The sequence below is a fragment of the Aminobacter sp. NyZ550 genome (assembly GCF_025628925.2).
Classification (GTDB): Bacteria; Pseudomonadota; Alphaproteobacteria; order Rhizobiales; family Rhizobiaceae; genus Aminobacter; species Aminobacter ciceronei.
This window is the reverse complement of sequence record NZ_CP114190.1, coordinates 4,050,010-4,069,610: the sequence shown is the minus strand read 5'-3', so window position 1 is coordinate 4,069,610 and position 19,601 is coordinate 4,050,010. Positions and strand designations below refer to the sequence as shown.

At 62.8% G+C, this 19,601-nt stretch carries 17 protein-coding genes, 1 tRNA gene and 1 pseudogene; 10 read left to right on the top strand and 9 right to left on the bottom strand.

The window, feature by feature from the left end; translation table 11 throughout:
* Window positions 1–35: 35 nt before the first annotated feature.
* Window positions 36–239: pseudogene (locus tag N7E70_RS20245) on the top strand (alkylhydroperoxidase domain protein); the annotation flags it as partial.
* Window positions 240–345: 106 nt separating this feature from the next.
* On the opposite strand, the gene N7E70_RS20240 reads toward N7E70_RS20245, so the two are convergent.
* Both N7E70_RS20240 and N7E70_RS20235 read right to left on the bottom strand, forming a co-directional pair.
* Window positions 346–666 (bottom strand): hypothetical protein, encoded by a 321-nt coding sequence (locus N7E70_RS20240; protein ID WP_263007405.1) that lies wholly within the window; start codon window positions 664–666, stop codon window positions 346–348.
* A 144-nt stretch (window positions 667–810) separates the two neighbouring features.
* Complete coding sequence (locus N7E70_RS20235) at window positions 811–2,013, bottom strand: M14 family metallopeptidase (RefSeq protein WP_263007404.1); 1,203 nt, start codon at window positions 2,011–2,013, stop codon at window positions 811–813.
* Between the two features lie 224 nt (window positions 2,014–2,237).
* On the opposite strand from N7E70_RS20235, the gene N7E70_RS20230 reads away from it, so the two are divergent.
* The gene (locus N7E70_RS20230; protein ID WP_263007403.1) at window positions 2,238–3,233 is read left to right on the top strand and encodes an AraC family transcriptional regulator; all 996 of its coding nucleotides are present in this window, start codon (window positions 2,238–2,240) and stop codon (window positions 3,231–3,233) included.
* A 144-nt stretch (window positions 3,234–3,377) separates the two neighbouring features.
* A complete protein-coding gene (locus N7E70_RS20225; protein ID WP_263007402.1) occupies window positions 3,378–4,469 on the top strand; it encodes a helix-turn-helix domain-containing protein in 1,092 nt (363 codons plus the stop codon).
* A gap of 15 nt (window positions 4,470–4,484) precedes the next feature.
* Here N7E70_RS20225 and N7E70_RS20220 read toward each other — a convergent pair whose 3' ends face one another.
* From N7E70_RS20220 to N7E70_RS20210, 3 genes are all read right to left on the bottom strand, one after another.
* Entirely contained in the window at window positions 4,485–4,805 is a 321-nt protein-coding gene (locus N7E70_RS20220) for a hypothetical protein (RefSeq protein ID WP_263007401.1), read from the bottom strand.
* 72 nt (window positions 4,806–4,877) lie between these two features.
* The gene (locus N7E70_RS20215; protein ID WP_263007400.1) at window positions 4,878–5,189 is read right to left on the bottom strand and encodes a YMGG-like glycine zipper-containing protein; all 312 of its coding nucleotides are present in this window, start codon (window positions 5,187–5,189) and stop codon (window positions 4,878–4,880) included.
* A gap of 147 nt (window positions 5,190–5,336) precedes the next feature.
* On the bottom strand, window positions 5,337–6,482 hold the full coding sequence (locus tag N7E70_RS20210; RefSeq protein WP_263007399.1) for an alpha/beta hydrolase: 1,146 nt from the start codon (window positions 6,480–6,482) through the stop codon (window positions 5,337–5,339).
* A gap of 203 nt (window positions 6,483–6,685) precedes the next feature.
* On the opposite strand from N7E70_RS20210, the gene N7E70_RS20205 reads away from it, so the two are divergent.
* From N7E70_RS20205 to N7E70_RS20175, 7 genes are all read left to right on the top strand, one after another.
* Window positions 6,686–8,116 carry a basic amino acid/polyamine antiporter gene (locus N7E70_RS20205; RefSeq protein ID WP_263007398.1) on the top strand — a complete coding sequence of 477 codons (1,431 nt, stop codon included), beginning with the start codon at window positions 6,686–6,688 and terminating at the stop codon, window positions 8,114–8,116.
* Between the two features lie 316 nt (window positions 8,117–8,432).
* Complete coding sequence (locus N7E70_RS20200) at window positions 8,433–9,866, top strand: basic amino acid/polyamine antiporter (protein ID WP_263007397.1); 1,434 nt, start codon at window positions 8,433–8,435, stop codon at window positions 9,864–9,866.
* A gap of 19 nt (window positions 9,867–9,885) precedes the next feature.
* Entirely contained in the window at window positions 9,886–11,130 is a 1,245-nt protein-coding gene (locus tag N7E70_RS20195) for an arginine deiminase (protein ID WP_263007396.1), read from the top strand.
* Window positions 11,131–11,200: 70 nt separating this feature from the next.
* Window positions 11,201–11,704: a DUF1269 domain-containing protein gene (locus tag N7E70_RS20190; RefSeq protein ID WP_263007395.1), complete on the top strand. Its 504-nt coding sequence runs from the start codon at window positions 11,201–11,203 to the stop codon at window positions 11,702–11,704.
* Window positions 11,705–11,813: 109 nt separating this feature from the next.
* Entirely contained in the window at window positions 11,814–12,179 is a 366-nt protein-coding gene (locus tag N7E70_RS20185; protein WP_263007394.1) for a Kazal-type serine protease inhibitor family protein, read from the top strand.
* A gap of 64 nt (window positions 12,180–12,243) precedes the next feature.
* Window positions 12,244–13,269 carry an AI-2E family transporter gene (locus N7E70_RS20180; RefSeq protein ID WP_263007393.1) on the top strand — a complete coding sequence of 342 codons (1,026 nt, stop codon included), beginning with the start codon at window positions 12,244–12,246 and terminating at the stop codon, window positions 13,267–13,269.
* A 250-nt stretch (window positions 13,270–13,519) separates the two neighbouring features.
* On the top strand, window positions 13,520–14,620 hold the full coding sequence (locus N7E70_RS20175) for a helix-turn-helix domain-containing protein (protein WP_263007392.1): 1,101 nt from the start codon (window positions 13,520–13,522) through the stop codon (window positions 14,618–14,620).
* A gap of 335 nt (window positions 14,621–14,955) precedes the next feature.
* Here the strand turns inward: N7E70_RS20175 and N7E70_RS20170 are convergent, their stop codons facing one another.
* From N7E70_RS20170 to N7E70_RS20155, 4 genes are all read right to left on the bottom strand, one after another.
* Window positions 14,956–15,915, bottom strand: coding sequence for a hypothetical protein (locus N7E70_RS20170; RefSeq protein ID WP_263007391.1), 960 nt, complete (start codon window positions 15,913–15,915; stop codon window positions 14,956–14,958).
* Window positions 15,916–15,918: 3 nt separating this feature from the next.
* Window positions 15,919–17,514 carry an AAA family ATPase gene (locus tag N7E70_RS20165; protein WP_263007390.1) on the bottom strand — a complete coding sequence of 532 codons (1,596 nt, stop codon included), beginning with the start codon at window positions 17,512–17,514 and terminating at the stop codon, window positions 15,919–15,921.
* Between the two features lie 889 nt (window positions 17,515–18,403).
* Window positions 18,404–18,477 (bottom strand) — tRNA-Gln (locus N7E70_RS20160).
* Between the two features lie 109 nt (window positions 18,478–18,586).
* Window positions 18,587–19,531: a lysylphosphatidylglycerol synthase transmembrane domain-containing protein gene (locus tag N7E70_RS20155; RefSeq protein WP_263007389.1), complete on the bottom strand. Its 945-nt coding sequence runs from the start codon at window positions 19,529–19,531 to the stop codon at window positions 18,587–18,589.
* Window positions 19,532–19,601: the final 70 nt, after the last annotated feature.

The following is a 19,601-nucleotide window of genomic DNA, read 5'->3' as shown; positions in this document are numbered from 1 at the left end:
GCCGCCCACGGCTTCGCGCAGGTACCGATCCGGCCTGGAACGCCATCATCGACGCCTCCGCCGCGCTGACGCGGACGCCGCACGGCTTGACCGAAAGCCATGTCGACGAGTTGCGCCGGGCCGGCCTCGATGACGCGGCAATCGTCGACGTGATCAACGGTGCAGCCTTCTTCAACTGGGCCAACCGCCTGATACTGTCCCTCGGCGAGCCGACCCCGCCGGCAGCGGCTGCGGCATGACGCCGTGAACGATTGTGGTCGCCGTCATGCGGCGACCACCGTCGAGATGTGAGATCGGCTGCAGGGGCCGGCCATTGCCGGTCGGCGACCCCGTGCCGCGAGCCGCTCAACCGCCGGTGCAGGCGGACGGCACGGCCCGGCCAACGCCCCATGACAGGCGTCCCTGTATGATGGTCAGTGTCTGTCGACCGTTCGAGAAGGTCGTTCCGTCCTGTCCCATGGCGGGCAGATCGATCGCGGCCGCGCCGTTGACCGACACCGAGGCGCGGTCGCCAAGCAGGCGCACGGCCAGGCGTGTGCCGTCCTCGCAGCTATAGTCACTGACCGGATAGGGGTTGCCTCCACCGATCGCCGCGCCTGACGCAGCATGCCCGAGGCCTGTCAGCATCAGGACGCCGATTGCTGCGATCGCCAGTTTTCTCCACATGCCCAGTTCTCTCCACAAAATTGTCCTCCAGGCTGCTGCCGGCGAGGGGAAAATCCCTCAAACCGCCCCCCCGGATGTCTTCCGCCCATTCGGCCGGGCCTGAGTTGGGAATGCCCGCCGACAGGACACAGCTCGCGCAGAAGACTATTCGGGGTAGATTTCAATGCCGTCCTGCGCCGTCTTGTTGAACAGGATGAACAGGAGCGGGTTGCCGGGCTCGGACATTGCATCGCTGCGCTGTCCCGATATTTCCCCGGCCACGCCGGCCGTGTACTCGGCCACCACCTCGCCGAAGCTGTCGCGCTGGATGGCCACCTTTTGTCCAGGAACGACCTTGTCGTTGAGTTTGACCAGATGCTCGACGATGCCACCTGCGGTGGCCAGCACCGGGAACCCGCTGTTGCCGACAAAGACGGCCATGCCTTCGGCGGTGCGGCCCATCGGCCCGTCAACGATCCCGTAGTGCTTCAGCACGTTCATCGTGCCTTCGACAAACAAGGCGATCATCTCGCGATCGAGCACGCGGGCAGCGCCGATCTCCGGACAAAAGGCCGGAATTCCGACGTCCAGAAACGCGTTGTGCAGGACGGTGGGATAGGCCGATTTCGACATGTTGAGGATCTGGCTGACGGGATAGAGATCCAGCATGGCCTTGACCTCGGGCCTGTCGATCTCGCCGATGTTGAATGCGGCGACTTCGAACCCGGTCGTCCCGGTGTGGAAATCGATCGCCGCGTCGGCGTTCGGCCGCAACAGCCTGTTGAACAGCAGCCCGGCATGGCGCGTTGCGGCGGTGAGGCCATTCTCATTGCCGGGCCATTCCCGGTTCATGTCGACCAGGTCGAGGCCTCTGCCCTGGTTCGGCCACCGGCGCTGCATGCTTTCCAGGGCCGGGCGGGAAATGTCGGTGACCGCCATCACGGCGCCGGACATCTTTGTCGGGTCGAGCTGGTTCATCACCGTATGGACGGTGTGGATCGAACTCATCTCGTCGCCATGCACGCCGCTGGTCAGCACGACACGCTTGCCTGGCCTGGCCCCCTTGGCCACCGTCACCGAGACGTGCCAGTGCTGCCCGGTGGGCGCCTGTGCACCCTGAAAATACAGCCGGTGCGTCTGCCCGGCCTCCAGCTCGTTCACGTCGAGCGACGTGACGACCTTCTTGCCGTCGATGACGTCGCCCGTATAGGCGGTCGCCTGGGGTCCGGTCGTTGCCGCATTTGCCGGCGTCGAGGCCGCCTTCAGCTCTGTCGATCCGGCCACCAGGGCTGCGGCAGCACCGATGGTGGCGGCCGAGCCGATCATGAAGCCGCGCCTGTCGAGCTGTTCTCCGTTTTCATTCGCCATGGCTATGGTTCCTTGTATCGCCGGTCAGATCAGTCGGATCCGATCAAACCCGTGACATCGGCAACAACAGTCCACCGGGTGCTTCACCGAGTACAGCCCGGCAGAAAAGAAATGGACACGGCGCTCAGGATTGGGATGCTATGCAAAGCGACGCAAGGCCGAACCGCGTGGAGTAATCGCGTCCGCTATCGTCGAGACCGGTCCATGCTGGCCAGGGGTGAGAGATGCTGGAGGCGCCCAGTTGGTACGCACGAAAGTACAATTCCGTCCTGGCCCGCACCCGCGAGACGGATCCTGATGCGGAATTCCACATCAGCCAGACCGGCCGCGAGTTCCATGCATCACGCCTGACGACGATCGACTACGGCGACGCCTACGTCCTCGACTTGCGCGACAAGGGTGGCATCGCGATGTCCGGCGCGATCAGGGACGACGCGCTGACGGCCGTGTTCCTGTGGGGCGAGGGGACCCACTTCAACGGACAACGCAGCGAGGTGCCGCGATTGCGGGTCGTCGGCCCGGGAACCGAATTCAAACTGGAGATGCCGGGCAGCTATCGCCTGATGCGGATCGGCCTGCGCGGCGCTTCACTTGACGCGCTGCATGCGGCATCCGGTCGGCGTCAGGACCGGCGCAGCTGGCTCATGCCGGGCGTGCACGAACGCGGCGTTGCCTCAAGCGCCGAACTGGAGCTGCAACGAGTGGTGCTGCGCACCACAGCCTTCGCCGAAGCCGCCGCGCGGCGTGGCCGCGATTTTGGCGCCAGCCTGGGCGTTGCGGCAAGTGAGGCGGGCGCCGCCCTTGCGCGGGCGCTGTTTCAGACCGAAGCGCCTGCCGAGCGCAGGCTCGGAACCGGCGAGCAACGCAACGTCGTCGATGCCACGCTCGCCATATTCGAGGCAAATCCGCATGCTCCGGTTTCGGTCAGTGCCGTCTGCGACGTGCTCGGCATCGGCGAGCGAACGCTGGAGCGCGCCTTTCAGGAATGCCTGGCCGCCAGTCCTCGTGCCTATGAGCGGGAACGGCGGCTGCGGGCAGCGCACGGTCTCATCCTGACGGAGGGTGATCGCCTCTCGGTCACCGACATCGCCATGCGTTTCGGCTTTTGGCATCTGGGCCGTTTCGCGGGAGCCTATTCCTCGCTTTTCGGCTGTTCGCCCGGCGAGACCAGGCGGTTTGTCTGGGGCGACCTGCAAAAAATGGCGAACCATCCAGCGTGACGCCGGCACGCGGGACCTGTCCGCCCGCGGGCGAGTCCCCGGCTGTCCCATCAACCGTCGTGTCGGAAAGTGGATAGAAATTCACCCGCCGCAAGGCGACCCTGGCACGGGGATGGCTTTCTGTCGAAGAATGGAAGGACAGCAATGGACGCCAGGGTTCATGCGGCTGACAGATCGCAGCCGGTTTGGCGCGATGCGCCCCTCCAGCGCGCCATCGACGTCGACACCTCAGTGGTTCCGCACGCCCGGCAATTCGACCTGTTTCGAAGCTGGAATGAAGATGTCTGTGAATTCGAGCCCGTCCACGATCGGTTCCAATCGTTTCCCGCGCGCCAGACGGCCTGGGATCTCGGAACGATGGCGGCGTTGCGGCTCGGCTTGCCGGGTGAAGGCAGCCGCTATCGCTGGCGTCACCTGAAAAGGGCCAAGGTCGACAATTGGTATGTGTTGCTGCCCCTGTCGGGGGATCGCAACGGCGGCGACAGACGGCGGGCGGCAAGGCCGGTCATCAAGTCCCTGGCCGAACCGTTCGAATATGTCGGCGAAGACGATGGCTGCGTCGCCCTGATCATGCCGAGCAGCCTGCCGTTCATCCGGTCCTCCAGCGTCGCCATACGTGACGAGGCAAGCATGCTCCTGGCCGATTTCATGCTTCTTCTCGATCGTTCCTTGCCCAATCTCAGGGCCACGGACGTTCCCCACATCGTTGGGGCGACGACAAGCCTGCTCGCCGCTTGCCTGACCCTGTCGCGTGATCATCTGGCCGGCGCCCAGCAGGCGATCGATTCCGTGATCGTCGACCGCGCCTCCAGGATCATCGAGCGGAAGTTGGCGGATCCCGACCTGACGCCGCAAAAGCTCTGCCGAGACCTCGGCGTGGCGCGTTCTGGCCTCTACCGGATTTTCGAGCCGGTCGGCGGCATATCCAATTTTATCCGCCGCAGACGCCTGCTCAGGACATGCGACATTCTCGCCGATCGGTCGGATCAAAGACCCATCTCGACCATCGCCCATGACTGGGGGTTCTCGGACCCATCGGCATACAGCCGGATGTTTCGCAAGGAATTCGGCATGACGCCGAAGGAGGCGCGGGCGGAAGGGTGGTGCGGCCGGCAACCAGCACCCATGCAGCAGGGCAGCCTGCCGGATGGGAAAAATGCGCTGGGCAATCTTCTGCTGAGGAACTGCTTTGCGTCCGGATCCGGCAGGCCTCTTGTCGTCGCCAATGCTGACTAGCCGAGATCGGCGCACTTACCAGCGAATGCGCCGCACATCCGTCACGCGTCCCGTGCGTGAGCTCAGCGCCACCTCAAATCGACCGCTGCCGCGCCGGGCGTGATAGATGAAGAACCGGCCGCGGCAATCCACCCGCCGGACATCGCGGAAGCCGCGGTTCTGAAGCAGCCTCTGGCCCTGGCTGCAGCTGATTGCCCTGCCGTGATTGAGGCTGGTCCCGACCGAGATGCTGATATCCAGTGCCTGAGCCGGAACGGGCGCTGCCAGGGGCGCACCAAGGGCAATGGCAAGACAAAAGGCCCAGAGTTCCCGTTTCATGAAGAGTTCCCGTTTCATGAGTTGTCCTCGCGCGTGAAACCTGCTGGCTGTCAGTTCAGGTGACCCTGATTGTCCGGACGCCTGTGCCGATTACCGGCGGCAGGGGGCCAGATAGGTAACTGGTCGACCGTCCCTGTCGAACAGAGGGCGCCCGCGACTGTCCAGTCGCTGGAATCTGCATTCGCCGGGAGCCGTTCCCGCGCCGATCATGGCGCCCGCGACACCGCCGATGGCTGCACCCGCCAAGGTCGAGCCGGTGTTGCGCCCGATCGCCTGCCCGACGAGGGCGCCGCCGGCCGCACCTATGGCACCGCCACTGACAGCGCGCTCTTGCGGCGTGTTACAGCCGCTGACGGCAATCGCCAGTGTCGACAGTGCCGCAACGATAGCCAAGTTTCGCATCAAACCGATCTCCTCCGGCCATGAATTCCCGCCGACAGCCCTCTCACCTGAGTTCTAGTCGGTATCCCTCGTGAAACAACCTGACATGGGTCCCATCTCTGTGCTCTGCGTCCATATTTGAGCGGGCGGCAATGGCCGCGGCCCGGATTATCGCTGGCCCGCCGCCAATGCGGTGCCAAGAATGCGGCTGGGCAGATAGACCACCAGGGCTGCGGCACCCTCGATGGCCGAGCCGCCATCGGCCAGCATGGTTTCGCCGGCGCCGGCGTCGCCATCTTCGATGAACCGGCGCAGCATGCCGCTTTGGCCGGCGAATGCGATGAGCGCCGGCGAGCTGGCGAAGATGTTGTGCGAGCCGCCATCGACGTCGGAGGCGTCGAGCACCGTTATGTGTTTTTGCTGCAGCAGCGCGATGTCGGAGCCGCTGCCGACCCTCGGGTGGCCGCCGGCGATGCGCCTGGAAATGCTGAGCGCCCGGTCGCGGCGCGACACCACGATGGCGAAGGGCATCGGCAGGTCGCCGATATCGCGGACCTGGCTCTGGAAGGCGTCGGTGTCGATGTCGGGCGCCGCCAGCACCACGCCGCCGAGCCGCCGCAGCGCGTGGCTGCGGCCGGTCTGCGCCAGCTCCCGCAGTGCTTCCATGACCACATAGGCGCCCATCGAATGGCCGACGAGGATCACGCGGTTGGCCTTGGTCAGGGCCGCGATCTCGATCGTCTCCGCCAGTCCGCCGCGACCGACCACGGTGCTGTCGCGGTCATAGACGTAAAGCGGCAGGGCGCCGCCCGACGGCCAGGCATAATGCAGCGTGACCGCGCGCACATTGTAGTCATGGGCGAGCTGCGCGGCGCGGAAGACGCTGTCGGCGAAGTTGTTGTTGTAGCCATGCACGAAGATGAAGATCTCGCGCTCCCGCTGCGGCCGCTGGGCGAGGGCCGTGTCGAGCTGGGCAACGAATTGCCTGCGGCCGGCGATCTGCTGGTAGCTCCGCGCCACGAAATGCCTAGCGGGATCGGGCAGTCGTCCGCTTTTCTCAACCTCGCCGGGGACATGGTTCCGGGGGATGTCGATGTCGAAGCGCGCGAAGTTGAGCGTCTGCGAGCGTTCGGCCGAAAAGGGCAGGGACAGGTTGTCGGACTGCGCGCGCGTGGTGGCGACATAGACCGGCACCGACGCCGCCGGCCTTGCCTGTTCGGTCGCCGCGCCGAGCCCGAGCACGGCACGCGGGCCGCCGCAGCCGGCGAGCTGCAATGTGACGAACAAAACCAACAACAGACGCTTCGTCGACATGCCCTGATCCAGCAAATCTTACGCCCAATCAGAAGCAGCAAATCTGCCTGGGGACAACGGGTTGCCCAAGGATTGGGACGTCAGGCCTGGTGGTGGGATTTCAGGCCAATCACAGCGCCGCCGGGCTCGCGTTAGATAGCGTCGATGGCGGACGCAACATGTCAGGCTGCCGCTGGCCAGGATAATCGGTGACACGCGCTTCGATGAATACAGCCACGCAGCAGAAATTCTCGGTCTGGACGCTCATGGCGATGGTCGTCGGCTCGATGGTCGGTGCCGGCATCTTCTCGCTGCCGCAGGCTTTCGGCCGCGCGACCGGACCGTTAGGCGCCCTGATCGCCTGGGCCATCGCCGGCGTCGGCATGCTGATGCTGGCCTTCGTGTTCCAGACATTGTCACGGCGCAAGCCGGATCTCGACGCCGGTATCTACGCCTATGCCAAGGCCGGTTTCGGCAACTATCTCGGCTTCCTGTCCGCGCTCGGCTACTGGTCGGCGGCGCTGCTCGGCAACGTCTCCTATTTCGTGCTGATCAAGTCGACGCTCGGCCTGTTCTTCCCGGTGTTCGGCGATGGCAACACGATGACGGCCATCGTCATCTCCTCGATGCTGCTCTGGGTCGTGCATTCGCTGATCCTGCGCGGCGTCAGGGAGGCGGCGGCGATCAACACCATCGTCACCTTTGCCAAGATCATCCCGATCTTGCTGTTCATCGTGTTTGTCATCTACGGCTTCAGCGCCGACATCTTCGCCGCCAATTTCTGGGGCGGCGAGGAGGTGAGCCTTCGCGGCGTGGCCGGCCAGGTGCGCGGAACCATGCTGGTGACGGTGTTCGTGTTCGTCGGCATCGAGGGGGCGAGCGTCTACTCGCGCTACGCCAGAAATCGCCTAGATGTCGGCGTGGCAACGCTGCTCGGCTTCCTCGGCGTGCTCTGCCTGCTCGTGCTGGTGACGATGCTGTCTTACGGCATCATGCTGCGCCCTGATCTGGCAGCGTTGCGCAACCCGTCCATGGCCGGCGTGCTCGAGGCCGTTGTCGGTCCATGGGGCGCCAAATTCGTCAGCCTCGGCCTGCTGATCTCGGTTGCCGGCGCCTATCTGTCCTGGGTGCTGCTGGCGGCCGAGATCCTGTTCACCGCCGCCCGCCACGAAACGATGCCGCGCTTTCTCGCCCACGAGAACAACAACGGCGTGCCGTCGCATGCGCTGTGGCTCACCAATGCCGTCGTACAGACCTTCCTGATCCTGACGCTGTTTGCGCAATATGCCTTCAGGCTGGCGCTCGAGCTGACCAGCTCCATGATCCTCATTCCCTATTTCCTTGTCGCGGCCTATGGATTCAAGCTCGCCTGGACAGGTGAAAGCTACGAAAACGACGCCGCGGCCCGGCGTGGCGAGTTCGCAATCGCCGCGATCGCCCTGATCTACACCGCCTTTCTGATCTATGCGGCGGGCGCCAAGCACCTGCTTCTGTCGGCGGCGCTCTATGGGCCCGGCACGATCCTGTTCTTCATGGCGCGCATGGAGCAGGGGCGGCGGGTGTTCACGCCGGCTGAAGCGGCGATGTTCGCCATCGCTGCGATCGGTGCGGCTGCCGCGATCTATGGCATCGTTGCCGGCATCATCGCCGTCTAGTAGCGTTGGCGTCCCTGTTCCAAGCCTGCATGCGCCGGCAGGTCGATCGGTATCCGGAGACGGGTCCCGAGGCGGCAGGTTGCAGCGCCATTTCGGCGGCATGGCAGCGGATCAGACCATCTGCTTGTTCTCGCGCGATCTTTCCGGATGCGCGGTTCAGTCCCGCGCCCCGCTGCACCGCAGCACTTTGGGACGTGGAGCATAGACATGGGATTCCCTGCTGATCACAGCTCCGCCTCCACAATCCTATACTTCCCCAAGGGCTGCTTTCGCAGCCTACCGCGAACCTGGGTTCGCAGACCAGGAGAGGGGAACCATGGCTTCAGGCGAAAATCAGAAGCTGTCGCTGTTTGCGCTCACGTCCATGGTCGTGGGCTCGATGGTCGGCGCGGGCATCTTCAACCTGCCCGGCCGCTTCGGTGCGGCGACGGGGCCATTCGGTGCCATCATCGCCTGGGCCATCGCGGCAACGGGCATGTACATGCTGGCCCGCGTGTTCCAGGCGCTGGCCGAGAAGAAGCCGGACATCGATTCCGGCGTCTTCGCCTATGCCAAGGCAGGTTTCGGCAACTACATGGGTTTCCTGTCGGCCTTCGGCTACTGGCTCGGCAGTTGCCTGGGCAACGTCTTCTACTGGGTGCTGATCGGCTCGACCTTGGGCCGTTTTTTTCCCGGCATCTTCGGCGACGGCAGCAGCGCCACTGCGATCATCGTGTCGCTGATCGGCATCTGGGCCTTCCATTTCATGATCCTGCGCGGGGTCGAGCAGGCCGCCTTCATCAACACCATCGTCACCATCGCCAAGATCGTCCCGATCCTGGTCTTCATCCTCCTGCTGGTTCTCGCCTTCAACTACGCCCAGTTCTCCGACAATTTCTTCGGCGGCGCCGACATGCCGGCCAAGCCGCTGATCGCGCAGGTGCGCGACACCATGCTGATCACCGTCTTCGTCTTCCTTGGCATCGAAGGCGCGAGCGTCTATTCGCGCTTCGCCAAGGAGCGCTCCGACGTCGGCAGGGCGACGATCCTCGGTTTCGTCGGCGTCACCGGCCTGATGGTGGCCGTCACCCTGCTGCCCTATGCGGCGATGCCGCAATCGGCGATCGCGGCCGTCCAGCAACCGTCGATGGCGAGCGTGCTCGGGGCCGTCGTCGGCCATTGGGGGGCCGTGTTCATTTCCATCGGCGTGCTGGTATCGGTGCTGGGCGCTTATCTCGCCTGGTCGCTGATCTGCGCCGAAGTGCTGTTTGCTGCGGCCAGGTCCGACGACATGCCGAGGCTTTTCGCCATCCAGAACGGCAACCGGGTGCCGGCCAACGCGCTGTGGCTGACAAACATCGTCGTCTCGCTGTTCGTCATCTCGACCTACTGGTCGCGCGATGCCTTCAACTTCATGCTCGACATGACGAGCGTCACGGCGCTGCTGCCCTATCTCCTGGTTGCCGGCTACGGCATCCTGATCGCGCGCAGCGGGGAAGGCTACGAGACTTCCCAGGGCGACCGCGGGCGAGACCAGATCATCGCCTGGATCGCGGCGATCTACACGGTCTTCATGTTCATCGCTGCCGGGCTGAAATACGTGCTGCTCGTCGCCGTCCTCTTCGTTCCCGGCACGATCCTCTACGTCTGGGCGCGCCGCGAACAGAAACTGCAGCTGTTCACATCAACCGAACTCATCGTGTTCGCCGTTACCCTGATTGCCGGACTGGTCGGGGGCTACGGCCTTTTGACGGGTATCATCACACATTGAACGGAAAGGCAGCTACGTCATGACAAACAACACTCCTCTCGGCGTTCATTCCGAAGTCGGCCAGCTCCGCAAGGTCATGGTGTGTGCGCCCGGCCGGGCGCACCAGCGCCTGACGCCTTCCAATTGCGACGATCTGCTGTTCGACGACGTGCTGTGGGTCGACAACGCCAAGCGCGATCATTTCGACTTCATGACCAAGATGCGCGACCGCGGCGTCGAGGTCGTCGAGATGCACAACCTGCTTGCCGAGACGGTTGCCAACCCCGACGCCAAGAAGTGGATTCTCGATCATCAGGTCGTTCCGAACCAGATCGGGCTGGGCCTGCTCGACGAAGTCCGTTCCTATCTCGAAGGGCTCTCCCACCGCGAACTCGCCGAAACCCTGATCGGCGGGCTGTCGACCCACGAGTTTCCCGAAGCCATCGGCGGCGAACAGCTGGCGCTGATCCGCGACGCCGCCGGCGTCAACGAATATCTGCTGCCGCCGCTGCCCAACACGCTCTACACCCGCGACACCACATGCTGGATCTATGGCGGCGTGACGCTGAATGCGCTGTTCTGGCCGGCACGCCACGAGGAGACGATCCTTGCCACCGCGATCTACAAATTCCACCCCGACTTTGCCGGCAAGGTCAATGTCTGGTGGGGCGACCCGACCAAGGACTGGGGGCTTGCCACCTTCGAGGGCGGCGACGTCATGCCGATCGGCAAGGGCAACGTGCTGATCGGCATGAGCGAGCGCACCTCGCGCCAGGCGATCAGCCAGGTGGCTGCCGCGCTGTTTGAGAAGGGGGCGGCCGAGCGTGTCATCGTGGCGGCCATGCCCAAGCTGCGCGCGGCCATGCATCTCGACACGGTCTTTACCTTCGCCGACCGCGACTGCGTGCTGCTCTACCCCGACATCGTCAATGGCATCGACGCCTTCTCCTACAGGCCGGATGGCAAGGGCGGCGTCGAACTGCACAAGGACAAGGGCAGCTTCGTCGAGACGGTGCGCGACGCGCTGGGCCTCAAGAAGATGCGCGTCGTCGAGACCGGCGGCAACGACTACATGCGCGAACGCACCCAATGGGACAGCGGCGCCAACCTCGTCTGCGCGTCGCCGGGCGTCGTCTTTGCCTATGACCGCAACACCTACACCAACACGCTGCTGCGCAAGGAGGGCATCGAGGTCATCACCATCACCGGCGCCGAGCTTGGCCGCGGCCGTGGCGGCGGTCACTGCATGACCTGCCCGATCATCCGCGACGCGGTCGACTACTGATCGTCAGCCGGTTTGCACCAGCCAACCGGTTTTGTACCAGCCAACCGGTTTTGTACCAGAAGGAGTTACCATGTCTGACCTCATCGTCATCGTGTATCCGACCGAAGCCAAGGCCGAAGAGGTGCGGGAACGCCTTTTCGAGCTGCAGAAACAATATCTCATCACCCTCAACGACGCGGTCATCGCGACCAAGAACGATGCCGGCAAGATCAAGCTGAACCAGCTGGTCAACACGACAGCTGCCGGCGCCGTGTCGGGCAGCTTCTGGGGGCTCCTGGTCGGCGTCCTGTTCCTCAATCCGCTGCTCGGTGTTGCCGTTGGCGCCGCATCGGGCGCGCTCGGCGGCGCCCTCAGCGATTTCGGCATCAACGATGCCTTCATGAAGGATCTCTCAGGCAGCCTTCAGCCCGGCAATGGCGCGCTGTTTGTTCTCGTCAAGGAGATGACGGCGGACAAGGTGCTGAAGGAGATCTCCGGCTTCGGCGGCGTGGTCCTCAAGACGTCGCTCGACGAAACCAAGGAACAGGCTCTACGCGACGCGCTGCAGAAGGCCTCGGCTCCGCCGGCCGCGTGACCGGCCTGATCTGAACCTTCAGGGGCCGCATCCCGGCCCCTGCATTGCTCGCCGCGCGGCCGGGCGGAGCGGCTGTCCGGACCTGCACGACATAGGGGGAGTTGGCATCATGATCCGTCTCGTCGCACATCCTGTCGCAGTGCTGCTCATGGCCCTGGGCGCGCTTGTTGCCTGCGTTCCCCAGTCGCCGGCACCGGGCCCGTCGCGCCCGCAGGCCTGTACCTTCGAATATGCGCCCGTCTGCGGACAGCGCGGCGACCGCACCCGCAGCTTCTCCAATTCCTGCATGGCCCGCGCCGACGGCTTCCGCGTGATCCACAGCGGCCAGTGCCGCAGGCCCGAGCAGCCGACCGTCTGCCCGGCGATCTACATGCCGGTCTGCGCCGTCAGCGGCGCGCGCTGGCGCACTTTCTCCAACAGCTGCCTGGCGCGTGCCGGCAATTTCCGGGTCATGCACCAGGGGCGCTGCCGTTGACGACAGCCTGTCGAAGTGATCCGATCGCGGCGGTGATGGGCAGCAGGCGCGGGGCAGCGGTGGCATGAACGCATATCTGGCCACCGGCATCCTGGTCCTGGCATTGCTGCGGGTCGGGGACTCGATCTTCGTTCCGCTTGCGGTGTCGCTGTTCGTCATTGCGCTGGTCTGGCCGATCCAGGCGGCACTCCAGCGTGTCCTGCCGAAGCTGCTGGCGCTCTTCGTTACCCTCGGCATCACCATTTCGGTCGTGCTCGCCGTCGGCTCCTCGGTCGTCTGGGGGTTCGGCCGGCTCGGCCAATGGCTGTTCGTCAATGCCGGGCGTTTCCAGGCGATCTATGTCGACTGGACGCAATGGCTGGAGGAACGCGGCGTGGCGGTCGCTGGGCCGCTGGCCGACCGTTTCGACGTCAACTGGCTGGTCGGTTTCACCCAGGGCATAGCCGGACGCCTCAACAGCTTTGCCGGGCTGGCACTGCTGGTTTTTGTCCTCGTCATGCTCGGCCTGCTCGAGGTCGAGGACTTCAACCGGCGCCTCGCATCCCCGGCCGCCCAGCCCTATGGCGCGCGCATCCGGGCGGCCAATCGCGAGATCGGCATCAAGCTGCGCCGCTTCATGGCCGTGCGTACCTTTGCCAGCGTGCTGACGGGGCTCGTGGTCTGGGCCTTTGCGCTGGTGGCCGGGCTCGAACTTGCCGCGGCATGGGGCGCCATCGCCTTTGCGCTCAACTACATTCCGTTTCTCGGGCCGTTCTTCGCCACGATGTTCCCGACGATGTTTGCCATTGCCCAGTTCGAGTCCTGGCAGATGGCCTTCGTCGTGTTCGTCAGCCTCAATCTGATCCAGTTCATCATCGGCAGCTATCTCGAGCCGATCCTCACCGGCGCTTCGCTGGCCATCTCGCCCTTCGCGGTCATCTTCGCCGTCTTCTTCTGGAGCTTCATGTGGGGCATCTCGGGCGCCTTCATCGGCGTGCCTATCCTGATCGCCTTCACCGTCTACTGCGACCAGGCGCCGTCGTCCCGCTGGATCGCCGCACTTCTCGCCTCCGGCAAGGTCGAGGGGCAGCCGGCGCAGAGCGGCAACTGACATGCTGCATTCTGTCCCGAAGGTCCGATGCCGCCAGGCGGACCTGCCAAGTCTTACGGGCGCAAGCTCCACAATTAACCGTCGCCTTGCGACTTCATTGTACGACTTCCCTGCATGCGGTACTTTTGGACGATCGCAACGGATGATGACTCCAGCTGACTTGGAGTTGCTGGAGTTGCGGCGGGTCGCTGGCCGAAGACAACTGAAGACTACCGGGACGCGCATGTCGCATCCCCACAGAGGGGTAGGCATGGTTGCAGCAGGTGGACGCCTTGTAGCCGAAGGCCCGGACGGCCTTCTTGCCTCGCAAGGCCAGCAAGACGGACCAATTCCGCATTTCGAATTCTCGACGGATGAACTGTCTCAGGCCGATCAGTTCGACGCCTGGCGTCACAATTTCGCGCCGATGCTCGATCTCACGCCGACGGGCGACAGGCCCGATCTCATGGTCGGCCGCCAGGTGATCTGGGATCTCGGCTGCCTGGCCTTCACCTCCATCAGCACCGAGGCGCTGCATTTCGCCAGCTTGCCGGGCCGCGTCCGCCGAGATGCGCTCGACCATTGGATGCTGACACTGATCCTGGACGGCGAGGCGAGCACCGTTGCAGGCGAAAGGTCCTTCGAAGGTGGTGCCGGCGAAGTGCAGCTTCACCCACTGGGTCAGCCCTTCGAGGGCCACGTCACCGATAGCCACATGCTGATGCTGCTGATCCCAAGGGATTTCTTCCAGGAGCAAGCCGGCGCCCTGAGCCTGGCCGAGTTCTCGACGCTCGGCGGCGGCATGGGCTTGCTGCTTGCCGATTACATCATCGGGCTGGCCAGGCGATTGCCGAGGCTGACGGTCGCCGACCTTCCCGCGATCGCTGCGGCAACGCGCGCCATGATCCTTGCCTGCATCTCGCCGTCGCCCGATCACCTCGACGAGGCGAAGGCACCGATATCGATCATGCTGCTGGAGCGGGCACGGCAATACATCAATGCCAACCTGTACAACCCGAACCTCGACAATGACATGCTCTGCCGGGCGCTCGGCATTTCGCGCACGCGGCTTTACCGCCTGTTCGAGCCGAGCGGCGGTGTCATGCGCTACATTCTCCATCGCCGCCTCCTCGATGCCCATTCAAAGCTTGCCGATCCTGCCGAGACCCGGCGCATCTTCGAGATAGCCGAGCAGCGCGGCTTCAACGACGGTGCCGAATTCAGCCGGGCCTTCCGGCGCGAGTTCGGCTACAGCCCGAGCGAGGTCAGGTCGCGGGGGATGGGGGCGATACCGGCCAGGCCGCTGGCGGATCTGGCTGCGCTGGAGCCGGTTGAACGCCTCGGCCAACTTCTCCGGCGCTTGCAGAGTTAGGTTCCGCAGGTTCGCATCTGCTGCCGCAAGGGCAGCGGTCGATCTCATAGGTGGCCTGCGGATTGTCGCCAAAGCCGAGGCGCGCTTCCTCGACTGGATCCGGCGTCGGCCTCTCGCGCTCACGTTTCCCAAGCACATGCGCGAAGCCGGCGGCGAGTATCAGGTCATACTCGGTGTCGGAGATGTTTCTGACAGCGCGGCCGAACGCTCCCTTGTTCGTCGAGCCGTCCGTCTTGCGCAGGCCGCTCTCGTAGTAGTGGTCAGCCTCCTTGAAGGGGGGTGTCAACAATTAGATGGAGGGGGCATCGCGGCGACGGCGAACTCTGCCTTGAAAATTACAGCGACTCGACCTCTTCTTGATCTTCTTCGTCATCGGGATTACCCGGATGGCTATCCCAGCCGCATTCGGCGCAGGATTCGAAGTAGGCTCCCTCGGGGGCGATCGCTATGTCGAAGAATGTCCGCAAATTTCGAGAGGCGCACCTTGGGCACTGATCGGTTCGGTCATGCCGTTCTCGGCTGAGCAGTCGCATGTAGTGCTTGCCGATAGCATCCACGGCATCCAGCGCAATAAGTGCCGAGGTCTTGTTCGCATTCCGATGATGAGTAAGCCAGTTGACCAGGGGCCAAGCCTTTTCGACAACTGCTCGCATGTAGTTGCGGAGTTCGTCGTTCCTCTCACCAGGGCACATCTTGCTGGTTAAAAGGCGGTTCCAGCCGATGACATCTGCGTCCTTTGGCCGCTCAGCTTCCGCCTCAAGTTCCACCCTCCTTCTCACAGCACTGACCAGTGAGATCAGGCATTCGCGAAGCTGCATCCCGACAGATTGGAAGTCGACGGCCTCGATCGCTCTTTCAAGTAGTTTTGCCGCCTGCACCTGGCGGCGCATCACTTCATCGAATGGCGATCCCTCGTCATCACCGTCCTTCTCAGATCGGCTCATCACCCTCATCATGAGCCCGATGTGAAACGACAGCGTGTAATCGAGGCTCGGGAAATGTCTTTGAGAGTAGAGGTTGGTCGGGTGAGTAATGACCCACCAACGGTCTTTGTCCGTATGGACATCCCAAATTTCGTATGCATCACCCAGGACGTATTCGGTCTTCACACGCTCCACGTTCAGCACAGTTTCTTCGCCACGAGCCTGGCCTTCGACATAGTCTGCAATGTCTCGCTCAGCGTAGAAGTCTCGTTCCGGGCTGTATCGGCCAAGTTGGTCGGCCGGTAGCGGGTGGTCAGGCGGAAGCACGCAATCGTCGCTCTCCAGTTTGTTGTGCTCTGGCTTGTCGTTCATCGGCTATCCACCAAAAATGTCGGCTTTGAGTTCCGCGTAGACTGTCATCCCTGGCTTGATAAGAGGCGCGAGCGTGCTGCGTGCAAAGGCCATCTGATCATTGCCTACCTGAGTCAATGCCAAGAGGCGCTTCGTTTCAGTGTAAATTCTCCCTGCGGCGGATTTGATGTCGTCAGAAGGATTGCCGCGCCGGACGCTGTCGGCGATCGCCTTGGTTTTGGCTGCAATCACGTCCGACGCGCTCTCCGGCTTTCCAACGGACGCACACAGTTCAGTCAGCGTCTCATCATCATAGATGTAGGCTTCCAGATGACGACGGCTCAGTACCTTGATGCCGTCCTGATTGAATTTCTGCACTTCGGACTGCGCATGGTCGTCATGGTCGATTAACCTAGATACTTTCATCCCTGCCGCGACCTTGGGTAGGATAGCCGCAAGTCCCAGAAAGTCGCCAGCTACCTCCTTCGCGTTCCCAGCTGAAATAAAGGTCACGTCTGGGAACTCTTCAGCGAAGATTGTTTCGTAGATGCGCGCATCGTGCTCGGCGTTCTTGCCGGGAAGTGGACCCATGGGATTCCCCTCGCAGATCATGACCTGACGCGGGGCAACCAAGGAGGCGAGATCGTCCAGCGCAACGTGCATGACGCTTTCCCAGAAGGCTCGTGTCGGCTTCGATGGGGGCATAACAACAGGCTGATCAAAGTCTCTGTCGCCGAAATCGAGGAAGACTACCGAGTTCGGATCCAGATTGTACAATTCGCGTGCCTTCCTCATCATTCCAATCGAGTGCGATGCGATCCAAAGCTGTGAGTTGCCGGGCAACAGCTCCACCAGTTCACCGAGAAGGGCCCCCTGCAACTTGGTGTTCATGTGCGCCTCAGGCTCGTCGATGCAGTAAATCGCGTCGGCGTAGTTGCGACGCTTCACAACGAAGTCAAGGATCAGGTCGAACGATGCTTTCTCGCCACCGGAAAGATTCTTGTAATCGAACCCCTTCGATGTCCCCTTATCGAATTGAAAGGTACCCTGGTCGAGGGGGTTTCCAACACCCACGAAGGTGAGATCGGGAAACAGTCGCTTCAGCGGTTCTCGAACCTCCCCAATCATCTTCTCCCGATAATCACCCATGGTCGTTTTGGCATCTTCATTGACGAAGACGTCCTCCATCGCCTGAGCGGCAAGTCTGCCGTAGTTGGCGCTGACCGTAGCATCAGGTTCGATCATCCTGTTCAGATTTATGGTGTCCAGGATCGCGCCTTGGCGAGTCAGCGACTTCATCGCGAACTCATGGTCATTCCGGTATGCGGAGCGCACGTAAACACCGCCACGAGTGAACCTCTGTCCGTTGTCGGACGTGATAGTAACGCGTGCACCGAGTTCGGTAGCCACGTCTTTGGGCCGATCGTAGTACTTAGTATCACCGTTCCATCCAAAGCCAGTGTCCATTCGATAGCGCAAGAGAAATGCATCAAACAGAGACGATTTTCCTGAGCCGTTTGGTCCAGCCAGAATAACGAGTTTGGCTGTATCCGGGATGTTTTGTATTCGAAGGTCAGCGAAGCGACGGAACTTGCTTAGATGCGCGGATAGAATTCGCAAGGGAAACTCCCAGAATCATGGTCGCGGAAGTGGAGCGCAAGCCGCGATAACTTTCCAGATGTTCCGAGAGCTTGCAACAAGCGTAGGCAATCCGAGAGAAACAACAGAAATGAAAGCGCTGTTCTGCATGATAGCCGGGCTTCTGGTAATCTCATTGTGAGTGATGTTCCGGGCAGGCAGAACCGTGGTTCGTTCTTGACCAGCGCGCGCCGACGATTGAGCATAGAAAAACCCCTATCACAGGGCGCGCAACCCTCCGCGGTTTTTACAAGGTGTTCCAAATTGTTGAACGACTATGTTGAAAATGTAAAACCGCCGTTGACGACGGCTTGAGCGCCGAGCTCGGTTATTCCACCTCTGAAGCCCGAGCCGAACCATATCTTTCCAAACCAAATTGTTGGCAACGCTCCACGAAGCATAGGCCGACAGGTCGCCGCGCAGATCGAAGCGTTGGAAATGTCCACTGCCCCACCAGCACGGCGGACGCACAATGACGTGCTGCGGGCTAATACCGGGTGGTTCATGGACTCGGTGTCGTGGGCGAAGCGACAGGCGGCTTCCCGGACGCTGGAGAAGCAGACGGCCCACCTTGCCGGCGCGCTTGGCCGTGCCGGGACTAGCGTCACCTGGGAAGGCGACGTGACGCTCATCGGAGGGGTTACGGGGATCATCGAGCAACAGCCGGTCTACCGCGCCATGCGTATCCTGCCCACTGTCGCAGGACGCGACTGCCGCCCGATCCTGCTCCGCTTGTCCAGGCCGTCTGGACACCAGCTTTGCAAATCCGTCGTGGGCACCAATTGTGGAAGGCCGATTCGAAGTGAAACGATGACCTTACGAACGGCCGTGGATACTGCAGCTTTCACAGCTTCTGAGAGGTGAAAAAAATTGGCTGGGGAACCTGGATTCGAACCAGGACTAACGGAGTCAGAGTCCGTGGGTCTACCGTTAACCTATTCCCCAGCAAGGCCGATCTGGTGTCGGCCGCGACGCTTGTTCAACGCCGCCGGTGCGCGCCTTTTAGCCGCCGCCGGGAAATAGTCAACCCCACAGGCGGCGGCAATTTTGCATTTCAGCTCTTGTCCTTGATGCCGCTGCGTCCGAACTGCGAATGCTCGAAGGCAAGCACGGCGACGATGCCGAGGATGAGCGGAATGATGAGATAAAACAGGCGGAAAACCAGAAGCGCGGCAAGCACGGTGGCCGGGTCCATTTCCGGCAGGCCGGTGAGGAACACCACTTCGAGCACGCCGAGGCCGCCCGGCGCATGCGAGGCCTGCGCCACCGCAAACGACACCAGGAAGATGCCGAGCACGATCAGGTAGCCGGGATTGTTCTCGGTTGGCAGGGCGAAATAGATGATCGCAGCCGCCGCCAGGATCTCCAGCGGGCCGATGATCAGCTGGCGTGCGACGATCGGCAAAGAGGGATAATAGAGGCGGAAGCTGCGGATGGCGAGCGGCTTGAGATGCAGCCAGCTGCCGAAGACATAGGCCGCGACAAAGGCCAGCATGGCGATGCCGAGCGCGATCCACCAGCCTTCATGGCTGCCTTCGGTGTAGCGGTCGAGCAGGCCGGGCTCGAGCAGAATCACCACGGCGCCGACAAAGACGCTCGACAAGACGAAGGTGAACCAGCAGATGCCGACAAGGACGCCGACGTCCTGGCCGCTCAACCCCTTGCTGGCGTAGGCGCGATAGCGGATGACGGCGCCCGAAAACACCGAGCCGCCGATATTGTGCGACAGCGCATAGGTGGTGAAGGAGCAGACGGTGACGAAGAACCACGACACGCGTTTGCGCAGGTGCAGAAGGGCGATGTGGTCATAGCCGGCAAGCGCAGCATAAGCGACGACGGAGCTCAATGCCGACAGGATCCAGCCATGCGGCGGGATGGCGGCGAGCCCGCTCCAGACATCGTCGAGGGAGATTTCGCGCCACTCATTGTAGAGCAGCCAGGCAGAAACGGCGACGGCGCCGAACCCGATGACGGGCCAGATAAAGTCCTTGATTCTCATGCAGCTGCGCTTGCCCACTCCTTTCGGTCTGGCGTTTCGGTACCTCGTATTGTGGTTATGCGTCCGCTCG